Origin of the sequence: Shewanella sp. NKUCC05_KAH (assembly GCF_019345585.1) — a bacterium.
Taxonomy (GTDB): Bacteria; Pseudomonadota; Gammaproteobacteria; order Enterobacterales; family Shewanellaceae; genus Shewanella; species Shewanella oncorhynchi.
Genome location: NZ_JAHKQZ010000014.1, coordinates 1 through 24259, shown reverse-complemented (window position 1 = coordinate 24259; position 24259 = coordinate 1). Strand labels below are relative to the sequence as shown.

Below are 24259 nucleotides of genomic sequence, written 5' to 3'. Positions count from 1 at the left end.
GCATGTTTGTCGGGAAGTTTTTAATAAATATTTTTAATTAGTAAGTCACATTAATGCCAAACAAATTACATTTTATTTCAGGTTTACCGCGTGCTGGCTCGACGCTGCTCGCAGGTATACTTCGGCAAAATCCACGCTTTCATGCGGCTATCAGTAGCCCTGTAGCGGGGCTTGTGAATGGTGCCCTCGAACAAATGGGGGCTGGTAGTGAGTCCTATTCATTTTTCGATGAACATAAACGTAAGGTCATTTGTCGGGCATTAATTGATGCTTATTATCAAGATAAAAATCATCCGGTTATTTTCGACACAAACCGTCACTGGACTGCCCGTCTACATCAATTGGTAGAGTTGGTTGATGATTTTAAAGTGATTTGTTGTGTGCGCAATCCGGCTTGGATTATGGATAGTTTTGAAGTGATTTACCGTAAAAACCCATTTGATTACAGCCGTATGTTCAATGCGGCCTCGCGTCAGACGGTTTATAGCCGTTGCGAGTCATTAATCAATGCTGGTGGTGCGGTTGGAAGTGCATGGACCGCACTCAAGGAAGCCTATTACGGCGAGTTTTCTGATCGCTTGCTATTAGTGGATTATGATCTGCTTACCCAGCATCCGGCACGCACGCTGGAGTTAATCTATCGTTTTATTGGCGAACCGCAATTCGAACACGATTTTAATAATGTCGACTATGCTGAAAATGAGTTTGACCACAATCTTGGGGTCAAAGGTTTGCATAGCGTTAAGCGGAAAGTGGAATACAAAAGTAGGCGCAGTATTTTACCGCCTGACTTATTTATGAAGTATCAAGAAATGGACTTCTGGCTAGATAGTACTGGCACTGCAGCCAATATTATTGCAAGTAAAAAACCTGTAGCACCTAACGCAAAAAATGAAGGGAATCACTTATCATGAGACACGCACTGCTTAGTGGGCTTTCCTCGCTGTTATTACCATTCGGACTCTATGGTGCTGGTGCTATTGCAGCGCCGAGTTATCAGCGATCCTATTTGAGTTCATCGATAAGTGCATCGACCGATCTATTATTGCGTTCAGACACCTCTCTACCACAGGATCTAATTGATTTATCTGGCGATCAACTGGATATCCAGAGTGCACATCCGGTGCGTGAGCTGGTGATTGTTGATGGCGCAGTGGCTGAAGCTGATAAATCGGTATTGCGTCGCGCCCTTAAACCTAGTGTTCAATTGGTAGAGTTAGATTCTTCTATCGCTGGATTACCGCAATTAATTAATGTACTTGATGGTCACAAAAATCTCGCAGCTATTCATGTGGTTTCCCACGCACAAGCTGGTGTGATACTGCTAGGCAATTCACGTATTACCCCAGAGATAATCCAGCAAGAAGTGCAGGCATTTGCTGCGCTAAAAGGCGCGGTGCGTGAAGGTGGCGATTTATTATTTTATGGTTGTGATTTGGCCGCGAATGAAAGCGGTGAAGCGCTGCTGGATATCATTAGCAATAACACGGGTTTGGATGTTGCCGCCTCCAATAATTTAACCGGTAATGCCGAGTTGCAGGGCGACTGGGATTTAGAAGTTACCCGCGGAAATATTGAATCTACTTTGGTGTTTTCTGAAAAAGCATTAAGGGATTTTTCAGAGGTGTTAGCGCCAATTGTAGATGGCACTTATGATTTTGCAGGTTGGAGTGGACAGGGAACTGCACAGCTCAGCACAACCCATTTCAGATTAACAGCTAAGGGGGGGGATGGAGTCACTCAAAATCTAGGTAATGGCCTTGGCAATTTTGCTTACATGCATGGTGGTGCGACTAGCACTAACCATTATTTTTATTTGCGCGCCGATGGTACCAATACTACTGCATTTGAGTTAACGGGATTAACGGGAGGCGAGTACGCTGGCTACTCTAGTGAATTTACTAATCTGCGTATTGTCGGTTACCTGCAGAGTGGCGGAACGGTTACGTCATCTGTTGTTAACGGAGTCCCAGGTGCTCAAAACTTCGCCTTTGGTGCTGGGCAGTTAGGATCTTTTTCTGGCGTTAAGCTAAAAGGGTTCAAATTATTTTTTGATTGTGCAAGTGCTTGTACTTTGCCAAATGATGGGCCGGAGAACTTTGAGTTTCGTAGCTTCACAGTCGCGAATGCAATAGATACTCCTCCTCTACCTACAGTAAGTGATGCCCGTATCAGTATCTCCGGCGCGTCAGGTACGAGCGGGGCATATAAAATTGGCGATATAGTTACCGCAACTTGGAATAATACAGCTGGAGGCGACAATAACTCAGGTGTGACGGGGGTGACTGTTGATTTCTCTCAGTTTGGCGGCGGCGCCGCAGTGGCTGCAACGGATAGCAGCGGAACTTGGACGGCAACTTATGTTATCACCTCAGGTGCGATTGATGCGTCCAGTCGTAATGTCAGTGTGACCGCAACCAATGCCCAGGGGGGAACTACTACTGCTGACACTACTAATGCTGTTGTGGATAACGTTGCGCCAGTTGTCACGGATAACCGTCTTGGCCTCAGCGGAGCCACTGGTACCGGAGGTGCCTATAAAATTGGCGACACCGTCACCGCGACCTGGAACAACACGGCCGGTGGTGATAACAACAGTGATACGATTAGTTCAGCTACCGTCAACTTTTCACAATTTGGTGGTGGTGCCGCTGTTGCAGCAACTAACAGCAGTGGTACTTGGACTGCAACCTACACGATAGTGGCTGGTGCGATTGACACCACCAACCGGAATATTTCCTTCAGCGCAACCGATAACGCGGGCAACAATACGACAACGGCAGACACCAGCAACGCGACACTCGATAACGTTGCGCCATTTGTGTCCGATGTTTATATCGGCATTTCCGGCGGTACTGGTACTGCTGGCACTTTTATCGCTGGTGATACAGTCACTGCCAGCTGGGACAATAGCGCCATTGGGGACGATAACAGCGATACCATCAGTGCTGCGACGGCTGACTTCAGCCAGTTTGGTGGTGGCGCTGTCGCGGCAACCAATAACAGCGGTACTTGGACGGCGATTTATACCTTAGTTGCGGGCGCTATTAATACCACTAATCGTAATGTGTCAGTCACTGCAACGGATAATGCAGGTAATACCAGAACTCAGGCAGATAGCAGTAACGCCACTGTGGATAATGTGGTGCCAGCGGTAACGAGTGTTAGCGTTCCGGCCAATGCGACTTATATTACCGGGCAATCCCTCGATTTTACCGTCAATACTAGCGAAGCTATTACTGTTGGTGGCACGCCGCGTATTGCATTGACGCTCGGTGCATCCACTGTGTATGCAAGCTATCTTTCAGGTACTGGCAGCAGCGCATTGACTTTCCGCTATACAGTGCAGAGTGGCGATCTCGATACCGATGGAATAGCGATCGCGGGATCGATAGAAGCCAATGGCGGCACTTTAAAAGAGGGCTCGGGTAATACTCTGAACTTAGTGTTAAATTCGATTGGCAGCACGACGGCCGTATTAGTGGATGCGGTACCACCAACTGTGAGTAGCGTTACAGTGCCCACAGATAATACTTATGCAGTTGATGATACCTTGATTTTTACGGTGAGCAGCACTGAAAATGTGACTGTTAATACGGGCGGGGGTACGCCGCGTATCGTCTTGACTATTGGTGGAACAACCCGTTATGCCTCATATATCAGTGGCTCCGGAACCTCAAATTTAGTCTTTAGCTACACAGTGCAGGCCGGTGATAACGATACCGATGGTATTGGCTTGGCATCTAGTATTGATGCCAATGGGGGCGCCTTGCTTGACGGCGCGGGTAATAATTTAGCGCTTACGCTGAACTCGGTTGGTTCAACTACCGCAATTCTCGTGGATACAGCCACGCCAACAGTACAGAGTTTTAACCCCCTAGATGGCGCTATTGGGGTGGCAGTTGGTGCCAATTTTGTGCTGACCATGAATGAAGATATTCAACTCGGTAGCGGTAATATCGTTATTTACAACACCGACGATGTGGCCGTAGCGACGATTGATGTGGGTTCACCTGTTGGACAGTTAACGATAACGGCGGGTGTGTTGACTATTAATCCAGCCGCTAACCTAGTTGAAAATACCAGTTATTACATTCAAATCGCTAATGGGGCTATTACCGACTTGGCGGGTAATCTTTACGCCGGAATTAGCAATAAAACCGATTGGAATTTTACCGTTGCCGATGTTACACCTCCAGTGGTTACTGGGATTGTCGTGACGGGATCGCCAGCAGCGAATGGGGCTAGTCTAGTATTTACTGTGAGTTTTGATGAGGTAGCGAGCAATCTATCTACCGATGATTTTGTGCTCACGGCAACAGGCTCGGCAAGTGGCAGTATTGCCAGCGTTTCTGCGGCATCTGGAACAAGTGTTGATGTGACGGTGAATACTGTGAGCGGCACTGGTAGCCTGAGACTCGATGTCAAGGCGAATTCCAATATCCAAGATGCTTCCGGTAACGGTAATGGAACCAATGGCTATACTGCCGCTTATACCGGTGGCGCAAGTCACACAGTCGATCGCGATGCGCCTTTAGCACCTTCGGGACTCGATCTTGCCACGGCTTCCGATTCTGGGATCAGCAGCACAGATAATTTAACCAGCGATACCACTCCGACACTCACAGGCAACGCTGAGGCGAATAGTACCGTGACGCTCATGAGCAGTATCGATGGTGTATTGGGTACCACAACTGCAGATGGTTCTGGAAATTGGTCGTTTACCACGCCACTATTAACCAGCAATTCCGCGCACAACATTACGGCCACTGCGACCGATGTTGCCGGCAATACTGGCGCGGTGTCGACGGCACTTGCGCTTACGCTCGATACACAAATCCCCACGATAACCAGCTCGGCTCCTGCAGTAGGTGCCGCGGCCGCGGATGCCAGTGTGATATTCAACCTCGCCTTTAGCGAATCTGTGAATAGTCTGACGACGGATGATTTTGCTCTGGCGAGCACTGGCACTGCATCTGGCACTATTTCGAGCGTTTCTGCTAGCTCTGGAACTGGTGTTGTCGTCACTGTTAATGGCATATCGGGTACGGGTAGTCTGAAGGTAGGCCACACAACGAGTGATATTGTTGATGATGCGGGTAATGCACTCGGTACCTATAGTGCTGGCACTGCACACTCTGTCGATACGGATGCACCAACTATTTCGGGTGTCAGTTTTGACCAGACGTCGGTTACTCAGGCAAATCAAAGTGCGATTAGCCTGACTTTAGTAAGTGCGGAGGTGGGAACCAGCGCGAATTACACTATTACTGGCAGTTCAGGCACGCCTGTTACAGGATCTATTGCGGTCGCAAGTGCGTCACAACAGATAGTCAATATAGACGTGAGCGGCTTAGGGGATGGCACTCTGACTGTGAGCCTTACCCTGACCGATGCGGCGGGTAATGTTTCTAGTCCCGCAGTGACCGATACCATATCGAAGGATGCTGTAATTCCCGCAGTGAATGTGGTTAATGTTAACGATGGCCATTATGGGGTCGGCAGTGCTATTGATATCACTCTTACTCTGACCGAGGATGTAACTGTTTCTGGCACACTTTCTAAGCTGTCGCTCGATATCGATGGTGTGGCTCGTCAGGCTGTGTTTGTGTCTGCGGCGAGTGGTGTGCTGACCTATAGATATATAGTCCAAGCAGGGGATAACACAGGGGCGAGCGGTTTAATTGTCGATGCCAATGGCATCGCACTTAATGGCGACACTATGCGAGATGCGGGCAGCAACGATGCTGACTTAAGCTACAGTCAGTGGAACAGTATCGATGTGATTGTCGATACGACAGCTCCCGTCGTTCCAGTGGTAACTACACCTGCTGGCGCCATCAGTACCAATCAGGTAACGACATTGATCAGCGGTACGCACGCTGAAGATGGGGTGACAATCAGCCTCTATGCCGATATGAACAATGATGGTGTTGCCGATAATGCGACTGTGTTGGATGATACTATTGTGGTGACGGGCGCTTGGACCCTGAGCGCCGGATTATCGACCGACAGTGACAATAATTTTGTTGTGGTTGCCAGCGATGCAGCGAGTAATGTTTCTGCCCCTCAGAATGTCCCTACTATTACTCAAGACGCCACTGTACCTGTTGCACCTTCTGCGCCTGATCTCGATGCGGCAAGTGATTCAGGTGTGAGTTCAACGGATAATATCACCAAGAATACGACGCTCGTACTGACGGGCACTGCAGAGGCCGGCGCCAGTGTTGTTCTTAGCAGCCATCTTGATGGTGAGCTTGGTACAGTCAATGCGGATGGGAGTGGTAACTGGAGTGTCAACGCGACCAGCATGAGCCCTGGAACCCATAACATCACAGCAGTTGTGACTGATATTGCAGGAAATAGCAGTGTTGCATCGAGCGCCCTTTCTGTGACTATTGATACGAGTGCACCCACTTCCTCGGCAATTGCTCATCAAAACATTCAACCTGGCGAGAGCTCATCTACGCTCGCATTTACTATTGCCGATGATGTAACCGCTGCAACGGATATCCTCGTAACGCCAGCGAGTTCTGATACCTCTGTGGTTCCACTTGCGGATGTTGTATTGGCAGGAAGCGATGCTAATAGAGGTGTGACTGTGACTGCGCTGGGATCGGGCACGAGCACCATCACCCTGACGCTAGTAGATATTGCGGGTAATTCTAGCTCTCGGACCTTCGATGTTGTGGTGAATAGTGTCCCCACTATTTTAGGGACACCTGCGACCAATGTGGCTCAAGGTACACTTTATAACTTTATGCCCATCGCAGCAGACGCGGACGGTAATAGTTTAGTCTTTGATATTACGAATCGACCTTCGTGGGCGAGCTTTAATACAGCTACGGGGGCATTGAGCGGTACGCCGAGCAATGCAGATGTTGGTACGACGGCGGCAATTATGATCAGTGTGAGTGATGGAGTGCTCAGTGCGAGCCTGCCCGCTTTCAATCTTACAGTGACTAACGTCAACGATGCGCCGACGATTAGTTCGACGGCGATGACGGCAGCAACTCAAGATGCGGCGTACAGCTACACCTTGACTGCAATTGATTCTGATGTGGGTGATGTATTAACGCTGAGTGCCATCAATAAACCGAGTTGGTTAAGTTTCAACGCGACTACAGGTTTACTCAGTGGCACGCCAGGCAATGCGGATGTGGGCAGTCATGCGGTCACCTTAAGAGTGACGGACACGGATGGCTTAACGGCTGAGCAAAGCTTTAGTATCACGGTGACGAACGTCAACGATGCACCGACGATTAGTTCGACGGCGGTGACGGCAGCAACTCAAGATGCGGCGTACAGTTACAGCTTAGTGGCCAGCGACTCCGATACTGGCGACAGCTTAACGCTGAGCGCAGTGACCAAACCGAGCTGGTTGAGCTTCAACGCTGTGACAGGGTTACTCAGTGGTACGCCGAGCAATGCGGATGTGGGCAGTCACGCGGTCACCTTACGAGTGACGGACACAGATGGCTTAACGGCTGAGCAGTCCTTTAGCATTACAGTGACAAACGTCAACGATGCGCCAACAATTAGTTCGACGGCGGTGACGGCAGCAACTCAAGATGCGGCTTATAGCTACACCTTGACTGCAACTGACTCCGATACCGGTGACAGTTTAACCTTGAGCGCAGTGACCAAACCGAGCTGGTTGAGCTTCAACGCGGCGACAGGGTTACTCAGTGGCACGCCGAGCAATGCGGATGTGGGCAGTCATGCTGTCACCTTACGAGTGACGGACACTGATGGCTTAACGGCTGAGCAAAGCTTTAGTATCACGGTCACGAACGTCAACGATGCGCCGACCATTAGTTCAACGGCGGTGACGGCAGCGACCCAAGATGCCGCTTACAGTTACAACTTAGTGGCCAGCGACTCCGATACTGGCGACAGCTTAACCTTGAGCGCAGTGACCAAACCAAGCTGGTTGAGTTTCAACGCGGCGACGGGTTTACTCAGCGGCACGCCTGGCAATGCTGATGTGGGCAGTCACCCGGTCACCTTACGAGTGACGGACACAGATGGCTTAACGGCTGAGCAAAGCTTTAGTATCACAGTGACTAACGTTAACGATGCGCCTGTTGCGACGAGTGCAAGTGTGACCTTAGAGGAAGATAGCTCTGTGATGATCACGCTTACTGGGGAGGATGCAGATAGTGATCCTCTTACCTATGAAGTGGTGAGCCAACCTGAATCGGGCACTTTGGAGCAGCATGGAACTGTGTGGTTATACACACCGGAGAAAGATTTCAACGGTGCAGATCAGATAAGCTTTATTGCTAAGGATGCTGAACTGAGTTCTGAGCCTGCGACTATCACCATGAATGTCACGCCAGTGAATGATGACCCACAAGCTGTAGATGATAATTACACTCTAGCCAGCACCGCGGATGATAAATACACACTACCTGCGCTAGAGAATGATGTTGATGTGGACGGTGATACTTTGACTATCGATGGCGCGGCAGCAGACATAGGTAGTGTGCTGATTACTGCTGATGGACTCATATTTACTGCCCCTGCAGCTTATGTTGGTCCGGTTGCACTTCGTTATACCATTAGTGATGGTCAGAAAGGGCGAGCAAGTGCAAAAGTCAACTTACTGGTAGAAGGTGGGGAGGCTGACAATTTACCTGTTATTACTGTACCTAGTGATGTTGAGGTTAATTCAACAGGCTTGTTCACTCGGGTGGATCTAGGGTTTGCGAAGGCAGTTGATCGTAATGGTCATCCACTGCCCGTTTCTTTGGTCGATAAGCGTTTATTCTTTGCCCCTGGTAGTTATCTTGCTTACTGGCAAGCCGTAGATCGTGATGGCAACAAAGCGACTAAGGCTCAGAAAGTAAAAGTGCATCCATTAATTTCCTTGAGTAAAGATCAAGTTGTGGGTGAGGGCAATGAGGTTGTTGTTAGTATTCACTTAAACGGTGTAGCGCCTGAGTATCCAATATCAGTTCCTTATACTGTTGCAGGTTCCGCGGACAGCAATGATCATGACTTAGTCGATGCGGTAGTGGAGATTACTTCGGGTACATTGGCCCATATTCACTTTAGAACCATAGAGGATGGGGAAGTTGAGGCTGAAGAAGAGGTGTTGATCAGCCTAGATCCAAGTTTGAATTTAGGCAGTAAGAAGCAAACACAGGTGTCGATCACTGAGGCTAACATTGCCCCGAGTGTGACTCTTGAGGTGACTCAAGCGGGTGAACGTCAGTTTATCGTGGCACAAAATGGTGGCGAGGTTCATATTCATGCGCAGATTAGCGATGCCAACATGAACGATACTTTGACATCTGTATGGTCGAGTGGCGCGCTGAACTTGCAGTCCGATGATGCGGGGATGTTCTTCTTGCCGACAGAGGTCTTGCCGGGCATTTATCCTGTGAGCCTGACTGTGACGGATAGCGGCTTACCCGCGCTGTCTACCACGGAGAAAGTTTATATTGTTGTGCGCCCATCTTTGCCACCTCTGACTGGGACTGATACCGACGGTGATTTGATCCCTGATAACCAAGAGGGATTTACCGATACAGACCGCGATGGCATTCCAGATTACTTGGATGCAATCAATGATTGTAACGTGATGCCTGAAGGTGAGTTGCAGCCTGTGTACTTCTTGGCAGAGGGGCAAGCGGGCGTGTGCTTACGCTTAGGTAATATTGCACTGATGCAAGAGCAAAGTGGTATTCAACTATTACCTAATCTGGTTCCTGAAGACAGTATCGCGGCAAATGTGGGGGGGATTTTTGACTTCATTGCTACAGGACTACCGCAACAAGGGCAGAGTTACAGTCTGGTGATACCACAACGTTCGCCAGTTCCTGCCAATGCAGTATATCGTAAGTATCAAGCCCAAAATGGTTGGAAGGATTTTGTAATTGATGCGCGCAATAGTGTCGCCAGTAGTGAAGGCGAGCGTGGTTTCTGCCCTCCTCCTGGAGATAATCGTTGGACTTCTGGATTAACTGAAGGCCATTGGTGTGTTCAGTTAACCATAGAAGATGGTGGGCTAAACGATGACGATGGCGTCGCTAACCGAACCATTGTCGACCCAAGTGGCGTGTCAGTAATACTCAATGGTAACCATTTACCTGTGGCGAACCCAGATACGGCTTCTTTACCTTGGAATCAGAGTCTCGATGTCGATGTGCTCGCCAATGATACGGATAGCGATGGTGATGCCTTGACTGTAACACAAGTCACCAGCGAGTTCGGAACCGTAGTTATCTTGGCTAATCAGCAGTTAAGTTACACGCCAGCAACCGATTTCATCGGTACAGATGTGCTGGTGTATAGCATTACCGATGGTAAAGGTGGTACTGCGAGTAGTGAGTTGACTGTGATTGTTAATGGCAATACGGTACCTACGACAGTGAATGATAGTGCTGCCATAGATGACAGAACGAGCTTGTTACTCGATGTGTTGAGTAATGACAGTGATCCCGATGGCAACGTTTTAACCTTAGTCAGCGTAACCGCGCAGCAAGGAACGGTTTCTGTTGAGTCTAATAAACTACGTTATATCCCTAAAACTGGATTTGATGGAGTAGATACTGTGAGTTATCAGATTAGTGATGGATTGGGCGGCGAAGCAACTGGGCAAGCGTTAATCACAGTTAAGGCATACCAAGATGTGGTGATAGATAACAAGTCGGGTGGAGGCAGTATGTCCTTATGGGCATTAGGTTTGATTCTTACAATGGGGTTAATTCGCCGTAAGGAATTACATAAATTAGTCTTGGGCGCTGTGTTGCTCGCAGGCTCCGTTAATCAAGCAAATGCGGCTGATAACTGGTATGTCGAGGGATTTGTCGGGCAAGCTCAGGTTGATAGCAGCAGGCGAGATCTACAGCCACAAGCGGGGACAGGCTTTGTAACATCGGTTGATGATAAAGATACTGCTTTGGGTGTGAGTATCGGTTATCAATGGACTCCCTTTGTTGCCATCGAATTAGGCTATGCCGACTTTGGTAATGGGACTGCGAGGATTGAGGGCGCAAGTCTCACCCCTGAGCAATATCATGAGCAGGTCAAAGCCGTGACGCCAGTACTGGCCGATGGTGTCATGCTGGGATTACGCTTCACTTTACTCCAACATGAAGCTTGGCGGTTTGAAGTACCCATCGGATTGTTTAGGTGGCAAGCGGATATCAGTAGCACTATGGGCAATAGTCGTTTAACTACAGAGCTTGATGGTACAGATTGGTATGCGGGGGTGCGTTTTAGCTATCAATTTACTGAGTCATGGTCTGTAGGTTTGGGATATCAATATGTGGATATCGAGCCTAATGATTTCCTCAGTTACCAGCTCAATCTACGATATCAATTGTAAGTGTTAGCATAGTAAAAAGGGGCATTCGCCCCTTTTTACTATCCAATAAAAACATCATATTTGAGAATATTTTGAAGGTGTTCACTTAAGGCTGGGCTGGGTTTGTGATGCATATCGCAAAGGATTTGTGGCTTACCATTAGGAGCATGTAATAAATTCAGGTTGTAGATTAAAGACAGGATAGTAAGATTGTCACTTACCTTATTTAATTTATCGCTTTTTTTATCCAGAGGCAGTTATGTCGCAACGGCAGAATAAGCCGGAAATATTGCATACCGAAGTTGTCGCGAGAAGCCGATTATTTCAAATTGAGCAAGTGCATCTTAAGTTCTCCAATGGTGTAGAGCGCCAATATGAGCGCATGAAAGGCGGTAGTCGTGGCGCTGTGATGATAGTGCCTATTCATCAAGGGAAAATGCTACTGGCACGCGAATATGCTGCAGGAACTGATAATTACGAACTCGGTTTCCCAAAAGGTTTGATCGATCCCGGTGAGACAGCAATAGAAGCTGCTAATCGTGAATTACAGGAAGAAATTGGCTTTGGAGCGAATAAGCTCACCTTACTGAAAGAACTCAGCCTAGCTCCGGGTTATTTCTCTAGTAAGATGCAAATTTTTCTTGCAGAAGATCTGTATGAGAGTCGCCTTGAAGGTGATGAACCTGAGCCAATTGATGTGGTGCCTTGGGCGCTCGCCGATTGGGAAGCCTTGCTCGATGATGTCGATTTTTCTGAATCCCGTAGTGTGAGCGCGTTGTTTTTGGCGCAAAAATATTTATACCCAAACAACCTGAAGATGCAGGATTCAGCGGGAGTTTAACGCACTTTAGGCAAGGCGGTTATTTGCAGACCTAGCGGGCTAAGTTAAAAATAACCAACACAGCATAAAGTGCGTTAAAACCCGCCGGGACGGAGCGCCTAGGGCACTCCACTTCGGCGTTGCATCAATTTAAAAGGTGGCCGACATTCTGTCATTGATGCGCCTTGAATTGAAGCACCCTAGGTGCTCTGAAACTCGTATCTTCAGGTAGCTTGGGTATATAACTTAAATAATCTTTTTCCTTTTAAGCGTTCAGAGTTTGCACGCTTGCAAAACATTCGCTCAGCAGGCGATTGGAGTTGTTATGAAGCCAGAAGAGTTGATCGACGAAGTTATTGCGATTGCGACCGATGCAGGGATAACTATCCGTGACATTTATCTCAAAGGTAATTTTGAGCGAGAAATGAAGTCTGACAATACCCCTGTCACTTCCGCAGATTTAGCGGCGAACAAGATCATTTGTGACCGATTGACCGCCTTAACGCCTGATATTCCTGTGTTATCTGAAGAAGCCGCTGACATTCCGTTGAGTGTGCGTGAATCTTGGAAGCGCTATTGGTTGGTGGATCCGCTCGATGGTACGGGGGAGTTTATCGCCGGCAGTGGTGATTTTTCAGTCATTATCGCGCTGGTGGAACACAATCGTCCCGTGATGGGCGTAGTTTATGTGCCGATGACGCAAGTGTGTTATTACGCTATTGCTGGTTTAGGGGCGTACAAACGCACGGATAAACAAGAAGTGCGTATTAGCAGTCGCCAAATTGAGCACCGTGAAAAGGTATCCCTAAGATTGGCCGTAAGTCGCCGTCAGGACCCTCAATCTGTGTTGACCCTATTCAACCATCCCAAACACTGCGAGTTAGTCGTGATGGGGGGCGCAGCGTTAAAGAGTTGTCTTGTCGCCGAAGGTCGTGCTGATTGTTATGTACGAGTCGGACCAACGGGTGAGTGGGACACGGGAGCCGCGCAAATTATCGTCGAGGAAGCGGGTGGACAGTTGATGGATACAGAGCTGCAACCGTTAACCTACAATGAGCGCGAGAGCTTAGAGAACCCTAATTTCATCGTAGTTGGCGCACCCAACTTAGAGTGGGATAAGATTTTAATAGGTGAATGATTTTCAAATGCAGTCTATACGTCCGGTATTAAAGCCTGAGTTATTCGCAGTTTATCAGCTCGAACAGGCCATTTTTGGCGAGCACAGCTATCCTGATTTTTTCTTCCGTCAGGGATTTGATTGTTGGCCAGAGCAATTTTTAGTGGCCGTGGATGCAGATAATCAACTACAAGGCTATTTGCTCAGTGCCCAGAGTAGCGATCCTAACTGCATGTGGATATTATCTGTCGCAGTGAGTGAAAATGCTCGTGGGAAGGGATTCGGCAAGCGTTTGATGCAACAATGTTTAGCCGAGTTGCCCGTGTCAGTTGAGCGGGTGTGTTTAACCGTTGATCCGAGTAACCCTGCCCATGGCTTATATCAGCATTTAGGTTTCATTGATTCAACTTTTGAGGCCGATTATTTTGGCGATGGCGCAGATAGGGTTGTGATGACTTATCGCAGGCCATAAATCGCGCGCTTATCTTTGAACCAAAGATTATCCTCAAATAAAAATCACCTTTGAATTAAGAGTGATTTTTAAATCAAAATAATGGACGGTGTGCTGACAGAGCGCGCCGTTTTTTATGCTCTTTTAGGCGATGTCATCCCACGGATCCCGTTATGCTTGCTGAGGGAATCTAATTCGAGTGTCTATCTTTATCCATCATCCTCAATAATATCCTTCATTATTTACCCTCTTCTGTACGTAAAACAAACTTATTTTGAACGTTGTTTTTTATTTTAACTGCTGTTAGTCTCTTGCTATTCAACAGGGGATGAGACCTATGGCCAGACGAAAAGAACACAGCCATGATGAAATTCGCGCGATGGCAATACAAGCAGCAACTGAGTTACTGATAGATAAAGGTGCCATAGGGCTCAGCTTACGCAAAGTGGCCAGCCAAATTGGTTATGTCCCTAGTACCTTGATCAATATTTTCGGCAGCTACAACTATTTATTACTGGCGGTTTCTGAGTCAACGCTTAGGACTTTGCACGACCGATTGACGGGTGTTCGTGCGACCGACAGTTTAGGTAAAATTATTGCAATGGCTTGGGAGTATAGTCAATTCGCCCATGAGCAGCGCCAAGCTTTCAAGCTGGTTTTTGAGCTGCAATTACTCGATTCTGAACCCTTACCTGAATCGCAAGGGCAATTGATTGCGGGGTTATTTACTCTGATTGAGCGTGAATTGGCGCAACTATTTCCCGAGGTTACGCCGGTGCAGCATCTCAGTATGAGCCGGGTATTATGGGGGGGAATTCATGGGCTGACCTCTCTGTCACTCGATAATAAGCTCTTCGCTGAGTCATTATCACTGCGGGATTTACTCAAGAGTCACGTACAAGCTTATTTACAAGGAATGGGTTACCAGAAGGAACTATCATGCTGCTAACAAAACGTTTTTTACCCTATTTTGCGACTCAGTGCTTAGGCGCATTGAATGACAACATCTATAAAAATGTGTTGCTGTTATTAGTGACCTTTAGCCAAGTGAAAGACCTACCCATAAGCGTCGATATGTTTGTGAACTTGGCGGCTGGGGTGTTCATTTTGCCATTTTTCCTCTTTTCGGCCCATGCGGGTGTGGTCGCCGATAATATGGATAAGGCTAAACTCATTCGCCGATTGAAACTACTCGAAGTCATCATCATGTTTAGCGCCGCGATTGCGATTCTGAGCGAGAGCTACATGATGATGTTATTACTATTATTTTTAACGGGTAGTCAGTCTGCATACTTCGGTCCGGTTAAATATTCCTTGTTACCCCAAGCGTTGAAAGAGGACGAGTTAGTCACAGGCAACGCTTGGGTTGAAATGGGCACTTTTCTCTCTATTCTGGTGGGCACTTTGAGTGCGGGGATCTTGGTTTCTAATGAAAACGGTACGCTTTGGTCGGCGATTACTGTTGCTGTATTAGCCTTTGCAGGATATTTATCGAGCCGAGCGATTCCTGCATTACCCCCGCAGGGCGTCATTGAAAAAATACGTTTCAGGCCGTTATCGGGCACTTGGCGTAGCATCAAAAAAGCCCGTCAAACGCCTTCAATCTGGATGGCTATCCTCGCTATCAGTTGGTTTTGGTTTTTAGGTGCGACCTATCTGACTCAGTTTCCTAACTTTGCTAAGCTGCATTTGCATTCTGGTGCGACTGTGGTGTCATTATTATTAGGCATGTTTTCCATCGGGATTGCTGTTGGCTCCTTCGTTTGTGAACGTTTCTCCTACGGCCATGTGGAACTCGGTTTGCTGCCGTTTGGGGTATTGGGATTAACTATCTTTGGTGTCGATTTGCTTTGGGCTATTCCACCTGCGCCCGTAGATGCTGGTTTTGTCTATGGATTAAAAGCCTTTATTGGCGAGTCCCAACATTATCGGGTGATGCTGGATTTCTTTATGATTGGCGTTAGCGGTGGCTTGTTTATCGTCCCCTTGTATGCGTTTATTCAATCTCGTTCGCCTAAGGGTGAATGTGCTCAGGCGATTGCCGCCAATAACATTATGAACTCATTGTTTATGGTGGTTTCGGCACTGTTATCTATGCTGTTACTGGGCGTTGCAGGTTGGACTATTCCACAGTTATTTCTGCTACTCGCCGTGATGAATGCTGTAGTCGCGCTCTATGTTTATTCACAAGTACCCGAATTTACACAACGATTTATCAGTTACTTACTCAGTCATGTTATGTATCGAGTGACAGTCACAGGCCGAGAGAAAATTCCAAAGGAAGGGGCTGGCATCATAGTTTGTAACCATGTGAGTTATGTGGATGCATTGATTATTATGGGAGCATCGACACGGCCAATCCGCTTTGTGATGGATAAATCCATCAGCGAAATTCCTCTGTTGAAGTATTTGTTCCGCCATGCAGGTGTGATCCCTATCTGTTCGCCTAAGCAAAGTGAAGAGACCTATAATCGGGCCTTCGAGGCGATTCATGAAGCGCTCGCCAATGATGAGTTGGTATGTATTTTCCCTGAGGGTCGACTCACACCTGACGGTGAACTTGGCGATTTTCGTCCCGGAATTGATAAGATTTTGGCCAGAGATCCAGTGCCAGTCATTCCTATGGCACTGCACGGATTATGGGGTTCTTACTTTAGCCACAAGGGCGGACATGCCTTAGCTAAAATGCCCAAGCGTTTTTGGTCAAGGGTGTCGGTGGATTTAACGGATGCCGTCGATGGTAAGCTTGCGAATAAGGAGTCTTTGAGAGTCCAAGTGGCGAGCCTGCTGGGCAAGTCTTAAATTCGTTAAGGCATGAAATAAAGTGAAGTGATAACCGCGGATCTAATGTTCGCGGTTATCTCATTTATGCGTGGGCAATTTATCGAGTTTGATAACTATCCAACCATTCGTGCATCGCTTGATGTGAGCCTTTAAAGAGTACACGTTCAGACTTTTTCTGTAATTGGTATTGATACATAGGATCGTAATACTTGTGCAATAACAGGTTTATCCAGACTAAGTGCAGCGAAGTATCATTCTGGTTGATTTGTTGATCGAGGGCTTGTTGCATCAAATCTTGCAGTTCTTGATGTTGTTTTCCGCCTAAACGTTTGCGAATACTCACTAAACTCTGTAATAGATATTCACTGAAAGCCGCAAAACCTGCTTCCGGTCCTAGGCGCTCACAGAACCCGCTATACATTTTATGCACATACTCATAGCGTAAGCGTTCGAGCCTCGCATCGTCCGACTCTTCTAGCACTAAAACATTAGCGGCTTGCATGGCATTGTAAAATGTCTGCGGCAGTGCCGAGCGCCCAATCAGGAAGCTTTCATCTTCGAGCAGTAAACACGCCGCGCCACTTGTTTGGTGCTGTAGCAAGGCAATGGCGAGTTGATTTTCAAAGTTAATCTGCGTTGGCTGTGGGTCGATATTCTTTCCAAAACTAGAGCCTCTGTGATTAGCTATTCCTTCAAGATCAACCGCTTCTTTACGCTGTAGTAGAAAATCGGTTTTACCGCAGCCCGTCATCCCGCTCAAACTCAATAACGGTTGTTGGGTCGGTGTAGCTTCAATCACGCCAATCAGATATTGGCGCATGGCCTTATAGCCACCCTGAATATAAGGGACTTCGATACCCGCTTCTTTGAGCCATTGTTGAGTGAGTTGCGAGCGTAAGCCGCCGCGAAAGCAATAAAGGTAAGCATTAGGATTGGCTTTAACATAGCTAGCCCAAGCCTCGATTCTCTGTTGCTTAATGGGACCATTCACTAGTGAATGACCTAATGCAATCGCGGCTTGCTGACCAAATTGCTTATAACAAGTACCGACTTTTTCCCTTTCACTATCCAGCATCAAGGGCAAGTTGGTCGAGTTGGGAAACGCGCCCCGAGTGAACTCTATGGGCGCTCGCACATCCATCATCGGATGTTGATTGAGAAAGATCTCCCTATATTGCTCTGCGGCTACAATAGCGCTTGGCATCAGCACAACACCACATTCGCTGCAGTAGTCGGTGTTTCCAGTGACCCAATGCAGATTGGGGTTATGTGGTTCGCATCGAGTAGGGCAATTAATTCCGCTTCAGCTGCGGCCGAGACGGCAACTAACAGGCCACCACTGGTTTGCGGATCGCACAGTATCGCTTTTTGATGCTCGCTGAGCTCGGGGAGATGCTCGCCATAACTATCGTAATTACGGTGAGTTCCGCCAGGAACACAACCTAAGGCTAAATAATCTAAGGCGCGTGGTAACAATGGCACTGCATCAAATTTAAGCTTCGCAGTGAGGTTGGCGCCTTGGCACATTTCGAGTAAGTGTCCCGCCAGTCCAAAACCTGTGACATCGGTCAGGGCATTTACACCGCTAATTTTTGCAATGGTCGCGCCTATAGTATTGAGTTGGCACATGGCATTTACCGCAATGAGACTATCTTCATCGCGGAGTTTTTTCTGTTTTTGCGCTGTGGTTAAAATACCAATGCCGATAGGTTTAGTGAGATATAAACGATCGCCGGCTTTAGCGGTATCATTCTGTTTTAAATCACTTAAGGCAATTTGCCCGGTAACCGCGAGACCAAAAATAGGTTCGGGTGCGTCTATGCTATGACCACCGGCTAGCATGATCCCCGCTTCCATGCAGGCTTGTCTGCCGCCATCGACCACTTGCTGTGCGATTTCTGCGGGTAGTTTATTGATTGGCCAACCTAAAATTGCAATCGCCATAATAGGCGTGCCGCCCATGGCATAAATATCGCTGATCGCATTGGTCGCTGCGATACGACCGAAGGTGAATGGATCGTCAACAATTGGCATAAAAAAATCGGTAGTGCTAATGATGCCTATGTCATCATTGAGTTTATACACTGCAGCATCGTCGCGGCTCTGATTACCAACCAGCAGATTTGGATCGGTAAATACAGGTAATTGCGAGGCTAAGATAGTGCTGAGCACTTTAGGGGATATTTTGCAGCCACAACCTGCGCCATGACTATATTCTGTTAGCTTGATTGATTCTGGGAGTGTAACTGGGGAATCTGACATGATCTCAACAGCCTATTTAAGTGATTAAGGCATCATCATAATCAGATACGGCCACCATGCAAGGTGGCCGTATGACTTTCGGGCAGAATTGTGGCTTAGCTATAAGTTGCGGTCAGGCTGCGCCAATGTTTTTGCTGGACTAAGAAACGCGCCTTTAGCTCTTCAACTTGTTGCAATAGTTGCTGATCGACAAGTTGTTTACGCTTGGCCTCAAGCAAGGTTTTCTGTGCTTGATAGTAATCCATTAAGTGCAGCTTTAATAACTCATACTCTGCTTGGATTTTTTCAATAATTTCATCAGCATTAGGCAGGTTATTAACCTTCCGCTTGGTACGTAATAACTGCATCTGTAAGCGTGCGCTCTCTATACGTTCCTGTGGACTCGTACGCAAATCCTTAGCTAAACCTAACCAAGATAATGACTTAATCAACCATTTGGTTGGATCGTAGTGCCACCATTTAATGCCATTACGATAGTCATTTTCGAAAATATGATGGAAATTATGATAACCCTCACCGTAGGTCAACATGGCCAAGAAGCCATTATCGCGGGCAGTATTCTTATCGGTATAAGGCTGGCTGCCCCACACGTGGGCTAAAGAGTTGATAAAGAAAGTGCAGTGATGCACCACCACTAAACGCAATAAACCCGCCATCAATAACATAGACAGCACGTCACCATTGAGCCAACCAAGCAGTGCAGGCAGTCCAATGTTCATCAGCAACACGAGTGCGAGGTAATGTTTGTGTTGCCACATGACAATACGGTCATTTTGCAGATCACGCACATTTTGATAATCGTGATAGCGTTGCGACTGATACTCACGCAGCATCCAACCGATATGGCTGTACCAGAATCCCATTTTGGCTGAGTACGGGTCCTTGTCGTTATCATCTACGTGCTTGTGGTGGACTCTGTGATCAGATGCCCAGTGCAATGCACTGTTTTGTAATGCTAAAGCACCACCAAGGGCATATGTAAAACGCACCGCCGGATGAGCTTTATAGGCCTTGTGTGACCAGAGTCTGTGATAACCCGCTGTGATTGACAGGCCACTGGCAAAGGCTAAAACAATAAAAGCGATCCATTCACTGGCACCATAGCCATGAACAATACCGCGCCATGGAACTAAAATTACCGCACTGAGGAAAGTGATGGCAAACAGACTGACATTAAGCCAGATGATAGGGGGTTTTTTCATTATAGGTTTCCAAAATTCGCTTTTGAGCGTACATCTGTAAGCTAATTTAGCTTAGCTATATTGTTTGGTCAAGGACGATGGGGCTGTGTTTAATGCCTAAAAGCGGTATTATCGCGTTATTACATTCAGTTAGCGGATTTAAGAATGGGTATTCGAGCACAGCAAAAAGAGAAAACTCGCAGAGCTTTAGTCGATGCGGCCTTTAATCAGCTAAGTGCTGAGCGCAGTTTCTCAAGTCTGAGTTTGCGAGAGGTTGCTCGGGAAGCTAATATCGCGCCGACATCTTTTTATCGCCATTTTAAAGATATGAATGAACTTGGTCTTACTATGGTGGATGAGGGCGGGTTAACCCTAAGGCAGATGATGCGTAAAGGCCGTCAGCGAGCTGAAGTGGGTGGCAGTGTGATCCGTATTTCCGTTGATACCTTTATGGAAGTGCTTGATTCTAATCCAAACGTATTCCGTATTTTATTGCATGAACGCTCTGGAACCTCCGCAGCGTTCCGTGCGGCGGTTGCCCGCGAAATTGAACATTTTATTTCTGAGTTGGCTCACTATACCGAAGCGAAAGCGGGCCGAACCCCGTTATTAGCTCGTGCACAGGCCGAAGCTTTAGTGACACTGGTGTTTAATGCCGGCGCTTCAGCATTAGATATGAAACGGGCTGACCGCAAAATTCTTGCCGATCAATTAGTCATGCAATTGCGCATGGTCGCCAAAGGCGCCGAGGCTTTGCAGCATAAGGTTGAACACCGCTAATCTGAGTGAGATGCAGATTTACTAAAATAATGGAGCCTAAGGCTCCATTATTTTTAGCGAATTTACGTTTAAGTGTTATGCAGTCGAGCTCAGTGTATCTGAAGTGATTAACGACGCTCGAGTAGTACACCCGTTTCCATGTGATCTGTGTAAGGGAACTGATCAAACAAGGCAAAGCGGGTCACTCTATGGGTTTCGTTCAGTTGTTGCAGGTTATCTTTTAAGGTTTCAGGGTTGCAGGAAATATACAAAATCCGCTCATAACCTTGGACTAACGCCAGCGTATCAGGATCAATCCCCGCGCGTGGTGGGTCGACAAAAATGGTGTTGCAAACATAGCTGTCAAGATCGATACCTTCTAAACGTCTAAAGCTGCGTTTCTTCGCCATGGCATCGCTAAAGTCTTCGGCTGACATACGAATAATCTGCAGATTATCAATACCATTCACTTCGATATTGTACTGTGCTGCATCCACTGAAGGCTTGGCCAGTTCGGTGGCCAACACGCGATTAAAGTTTTGCGCCAGTGCGATAGAGAAGTTGCCATTACCACAGTAGAGCTCGAGTAAATCCCCCTTACTGTTTTGAGTCGCATCGATAGCCCACTCCAGCATTTTTACGGAAACTTTGGCATTGGGTTGAGTAAAGCTGTTTTCGATTTGCTTATATAAGAAGGTTTTATCATTTACTTGTAATGACTCGACCACAAAGTCTTTATCTAAATCGATTTTTTGCTTACGGGCACGGCCGATGATGTTGACGTTAAACTGGCTACTTAACTTGGCTTTCAGTGCAGTCGCATCGGCGCGCCATTGGTCATCAAGCTGCCTGTGATAAAGCAAAGACACTAAGATCTCGCCGCTTAAAGTCGACAAAAAATCCACTTGGAACAGTTTGTGCCTTAGACTCGGATTCGGTTTCAGCTCGGCGATTAAGGCAGACATCATTTGATTGATGAGCACGCTAGCTGGTAAGTATTGATCGCAACGTACCTTCTCATTCAATACTTTATCGAACATGTAATAGTATAAGTCGTCACCATCATGCCACATGCGGAATTCGGCGCGCATACGGTAGTTAGCTGGCTCTGAGGCAAAAACTTCAACACTCGGTGTTTCAAATTGGGCAAAGGCTTGTTCTAGCTTGATACGCTTGTGTTCTAACTGCGCATCATAAGTCTGAGGGTCCATTGCTGCTAAGTTCATTGTTTGATTCACCGTTGCTGTAAATTGGGGCGCAAATATTATACTAGGTGACACGAATGTCCAGTATCTTGCTTTTGCGGTTTTCGCAAAGCTATGGGAAAATCCGCGCACTTGAATGTGGTTCTATGGTATTTGGCTGGATTCCGTCGGTAAAGCAGCCATCGAATCGTTAATGCGTCCAATCTGTATAGTTTATTTATATATCCGAAACTGGAGATTCGCTTGTCGCGACCTATATTAGTGTTTGATTCTGGGATTGGTGGCCTATCTGTTCTGGCTGAAATCCGTAAGAGTTTACCCCATAGCGACTATTGCTATCTTTTCGACAACGCTAGGTTGCCCTATGGTGAGTTGGAAGAGCAGGTATTAATTTCTGGCTGTGTCGAATTAGTATGCGATCTAGTGGCTCGTACCAATGCAATGATAGTGGTCGTTGCCTGCAATACCGCAAGTACTGTTGTATTACCGGCATTACGTGCGCATCTTTCTGTCTCTGTCGTAGGTGTTGTCCCCGCCATTAAACCCGCCGCTCTAATGTCTAAGAGCAAACGTATTGGACTCTTGGCTACACCTGGCACAGTTAAGCGTCATTATACCCATGAACTCATCAGCCAATTTGCTGATGATTGCCATGTCGAACTCTTTGGTTGTTCTGAATTAGTGATGATGGCAGAACAAAAAGTGGCGACTGGAATGTTGGATATGCATAGATTGGCACAGTTACTGGCACCAGTCGTTGCCGCACAATTGGATGTTCTCGTACTAGGTTGCACTCATTTCCCTATGATCAAAGCTGAATTACAACAAGTGCTCGGTGCGGGCGTAAAACTAATGGATTCTGGCGCTGCTATTGCTAAGCGAGTCGTGACTCTTTTAACGCAACAGAATCTTATTATGGAAGATCACAGAGTAACAGATGAGAGAGAAGCAGTAAGGGAGTCGGTGATGCAAGCTTTCTATACTAAGGTGGGAATCAGCGAAGGGTTAACAACAACATTAATTGATTGTGGCTTTTCAACTATCGAACGAATCACCACAACCAACTAAATTACAAAATAAAGCAAAACAGTTTAAGCGGTAATGCTACTCGTCTGTCCCTGTACGGTCGGCAGCTTCCGAATCTTGTGTTTTTGCTTCTCTTACTTTTAAGGTTCTTTCTTGGAAACTATAGTCATTCAGTTTAACCATGGCTTTCTGAGCGCCTGATTCTGACATCTCCACAAAACCAAAACCTTTACGACGACCCGTCTTACGATCTCTGACTAAACGCACAGAGTTTACTGGACCAAATTCGCCAAATAATACTTTTACTTCACCCTCATGAACACGATAAGGCAGGTTACCTACATATAAGGTCATAGTAGGGCCAACATATTGTTCTTCTGAAGCATGAGATGATGAAGTCTCTGGAACAAATTTAAAAACAAGACTTGCAATGATAGCGCCAGCGACAAAAGCAATAGCTGATAATGGCGTTGCGAACTGAGATAGTGTTACTGCGCCAATAATGGCGACAATCAAGACAATAAGAAATGACTTTTGCATAAGAATGCTCTCTGATGAATGGGAAATTGATAAATAACTGTTAACAGCAAGTATATGGTAATGAATTATTTACTTTTACACTAGACCATTGCTGAAATATTGAGCGTGAATTATCAATTATTAGATAAAAAACCTTACTTATCTCCGATAAATAGAGCTTATAAGCTAAAAAATGGACATAACGTTTAAAATATCGACGTGCGATTCAATGATCGATAAAAAGCCCTTGCGGACTTTCTCAATCTCCCTATAATGCGCACCCACTGACACGGCAGACAGCGTAACGCAAGTTAAGCAAAGAAAGCCATGCAGTTCATCGGTTAGCGAGCTAAACGATGAGTGTTGAGAAAGTTGAAAAAACTACTTGACGCACTAACGGGAATGCGTAGAATACGCAGCCCTGACCCGCTGAAAACTCAGTGTGTGGTCAACGCTCTTTAACAATTTATCAAGCAAATCTGTGTGGACACTCACAGGTGTTGAGTTAATCGAAACTGCTTAGCCTTCGGGTTGGCAGTCAAAAATTTAAATCAATGTTTTCAAGTCATTCTCCTCAACGAGAAGCGTGATTGAGTGTTCATAGTAATATGTACATACAGTAATGTATGAATTGAAACGTGATGCTTCTTAGTGAGCAAAGCGAATCAAAACAGTAGAATTCATTGAGCCGTTTGACGTCAGTCAAACAACAAAACTTTAATTGAAGAGTTTGATCATGGCTCAGATTGAACGCTGGCGGCAGGCCTAACACATGCAAGTCGAGCGGCAGCACAAGGGAGTTTACTTCTGAGGTGGCG

Annotated in this window: 14 protein-coding genes and 1 rRNA gene; 10 read left to right on the top strand and 5 right to left on the bottom strand. The window is 46.8% G+C overall.

Going from position 1 to position 24259, the window contains the following annotated elements:
• The first annotated feature begins 53 nt into the window (after positions 1–53).
• From KO533_RS13385 to KO533_RS13355, 7 genes are all read left to right on the top strand, one after another.
• Entirely contained in the window at positions 54–914 is an 861-nt protein-coding gene (locus KO533_RS13385; protein WP_168826979.1) for a sulfotransferase, read from the top strand.
• Entirely contained in the window at positions 911–11338 is a 10428-nt protein-coding gene (locus tag KO533_RS13380; protein ID WP_219254591.1) for an Ig-like domain-containing protein, read from the top strand. The genes KO533_RS13385 and KO533_RS13380 overlap by 4 nt, the downstream gene beginning before the upstream one ends.
• Positions 11339–11576: 238 nt before the next feature.
• Positions 11577–12158 carry an ADP compounds hydrolase NudE gene (gene nudE / locus KO533_RS13375; protein WP_219254589.1) on the top strand — a complete coding sequence of 194 codons (582 nt, stop codon included), beginning with the start codon at positions 11577–11579 and terminating at the stop codon, positions 12156–12158.
• 304 nt (positions 12159–12462) lie between these two features.
• A complete protein-coding gene (gene cysQ, locus KO533_RS13370; RefSeq protein WP_011848162.1) occupies positions 12463–13275 on the top strand; it encodes a 3'(2'),5'-bisphosphate nucleotidase CysQ in 813 nt (270 codons plus the stop codon).
• Between the two features lie 7 nt (positions 13276–13282).
• Complete coding sequence (locus tag KO533_RS13365) at positions 13283–13726, top strand: GNAT family N-acetyltransferase (protein WP_219254587.1); 444 nt, start codon at positions 13283–13285, stop codon at positions 13724–13726.
• Positions 13727–14042: 316 nt separating this feature from the next.
• On the top strand, positions 14043–14654 hold the full coding sequence (locus KO533_RS13360; RefSeq protein ID WP_219254585.1) for a TetR-like C-terminal domain-containing protein: 612 nt from the start codon (positions 14043–14045) through the stop codon (positions 14652–14654).
• Entirely contained in the window at positions 14645–16507 is a 1863-nt protein-coding gene (locus KO533_RS13355) for an MFS transporter (RefSeq protein WP_131525217.1), read from the top strand. Before KO533_RS13360 ends, KO533_RS13355 begins: the two co-directional genes overlap by 10 nt.
• Before the next feature lie 79 nt (positions 16508–16586).
• Here the strand turns inward: KO533_RS13355 and mnmH are convergent, their stop codons facing one another.
• From mnmH to KO533_RS13340, 3 genes are all read right to left on the bottom strand, one after another.
• Positions 16587–17693, bottom strand: coding sequence for a tRNA 2-selenouridine(34) synthase MnmH (mnmH, locus tag KO533_RS13350; RefSeq protein ID WP_219254583.1), 1107 nt, complete (start codon positions 17691–17693; stop codon positions 16587–16589).
• Complete coding sequence (gene selD / locus KO533_RS13345) at positions 17693–18751, bottom strand: selenide, water dikinase SelD (RefSeq protein ID WP_105251019.1); 1059 nt, start codon at positions 18749–18751, stop codon at positions 17693–17695. The genes mnmH and selD overlap by 1 nt, the downstream gene beginning before the upstream one ends.
• A gap of 95 nt (positions 18752–18846) precedes the next feature.
• On the bottom strand, positions 18847–19953 hold the full coding sequence (locus KO533_RS13340; protein ID WP_219254582.1) for a fatty acid desaturase: 1107 nt from the start codon (positions 19951–19953) through the stop codon (positions 18847–18849).
• Between the two features lie 144 nt (positions 19954–20097).
• Here KO533_RS13340 and fabR point away from each other — a divergent pair, with 144 nt between their 5' ends.
• Complete coding sequence (gene fabR, locus KO533_RS13335) at positions 20098–20712, top strand: HTH-type transcriptional repressor FabR (protein ID WP_105251021.1); 615 nt, start codon at positions 20098–20100, stop codon at positions 20710–20712.
• 107 nt (positions 20713–20819) lie between these two features.
• On the opposite strand, the gene trmA is transcribed toward fabR, so the two are convergent.
• Positions 20820–21917, bottom strand: a complete 1098-nt coding sequence (gene trmA / locus KO533_RS13330) for a tRNA (uridine(54)-C5)-methyltransferase TrmA (RefSeq protein WP_113941559.1) — start codon at positions 21915–21917, stop codon at positions 20820–20822.
• 222 nt (positions 21918–22139) lie between these two features.
• Between trmA and murI the strand changes: the two genes are divergently transcribed.
• Entirely contained in the window at positions 22140–22964 is an 825-nt protein-coding gene (gene murI / locus KO533_RS13325) for a glutamate racemase (protein ID WP_219254580.1), read from the top strand.
• A 36-nt stretch (positions 22965–23000) separates the two neighbouring features.
• Here the strand turns inward: murI and KO533_RS13320 are convergent, their stop codons facing one another.
• Positions 23001–23462, bottom strand: a complete 462-nt coding sequence (locus KO533_RS13320) for an RNA-binding protein (RefSeq protein ID WP_219254578.1) — start codon at positions 23460–23462, stop codon at positions 23001–23003.
• 697 nt (positions 23463–24159) lie between these two features.
• On the opposite strand from KO533_RS13320, the gene KO533_RS13315 reads away from it, so the two are divergent.
• Positions 24160–24259: ribosomal RNA gene (locus KO533_RS13315) — 16S ribosomal RNA — on the top strand; the annotation flags it as partial.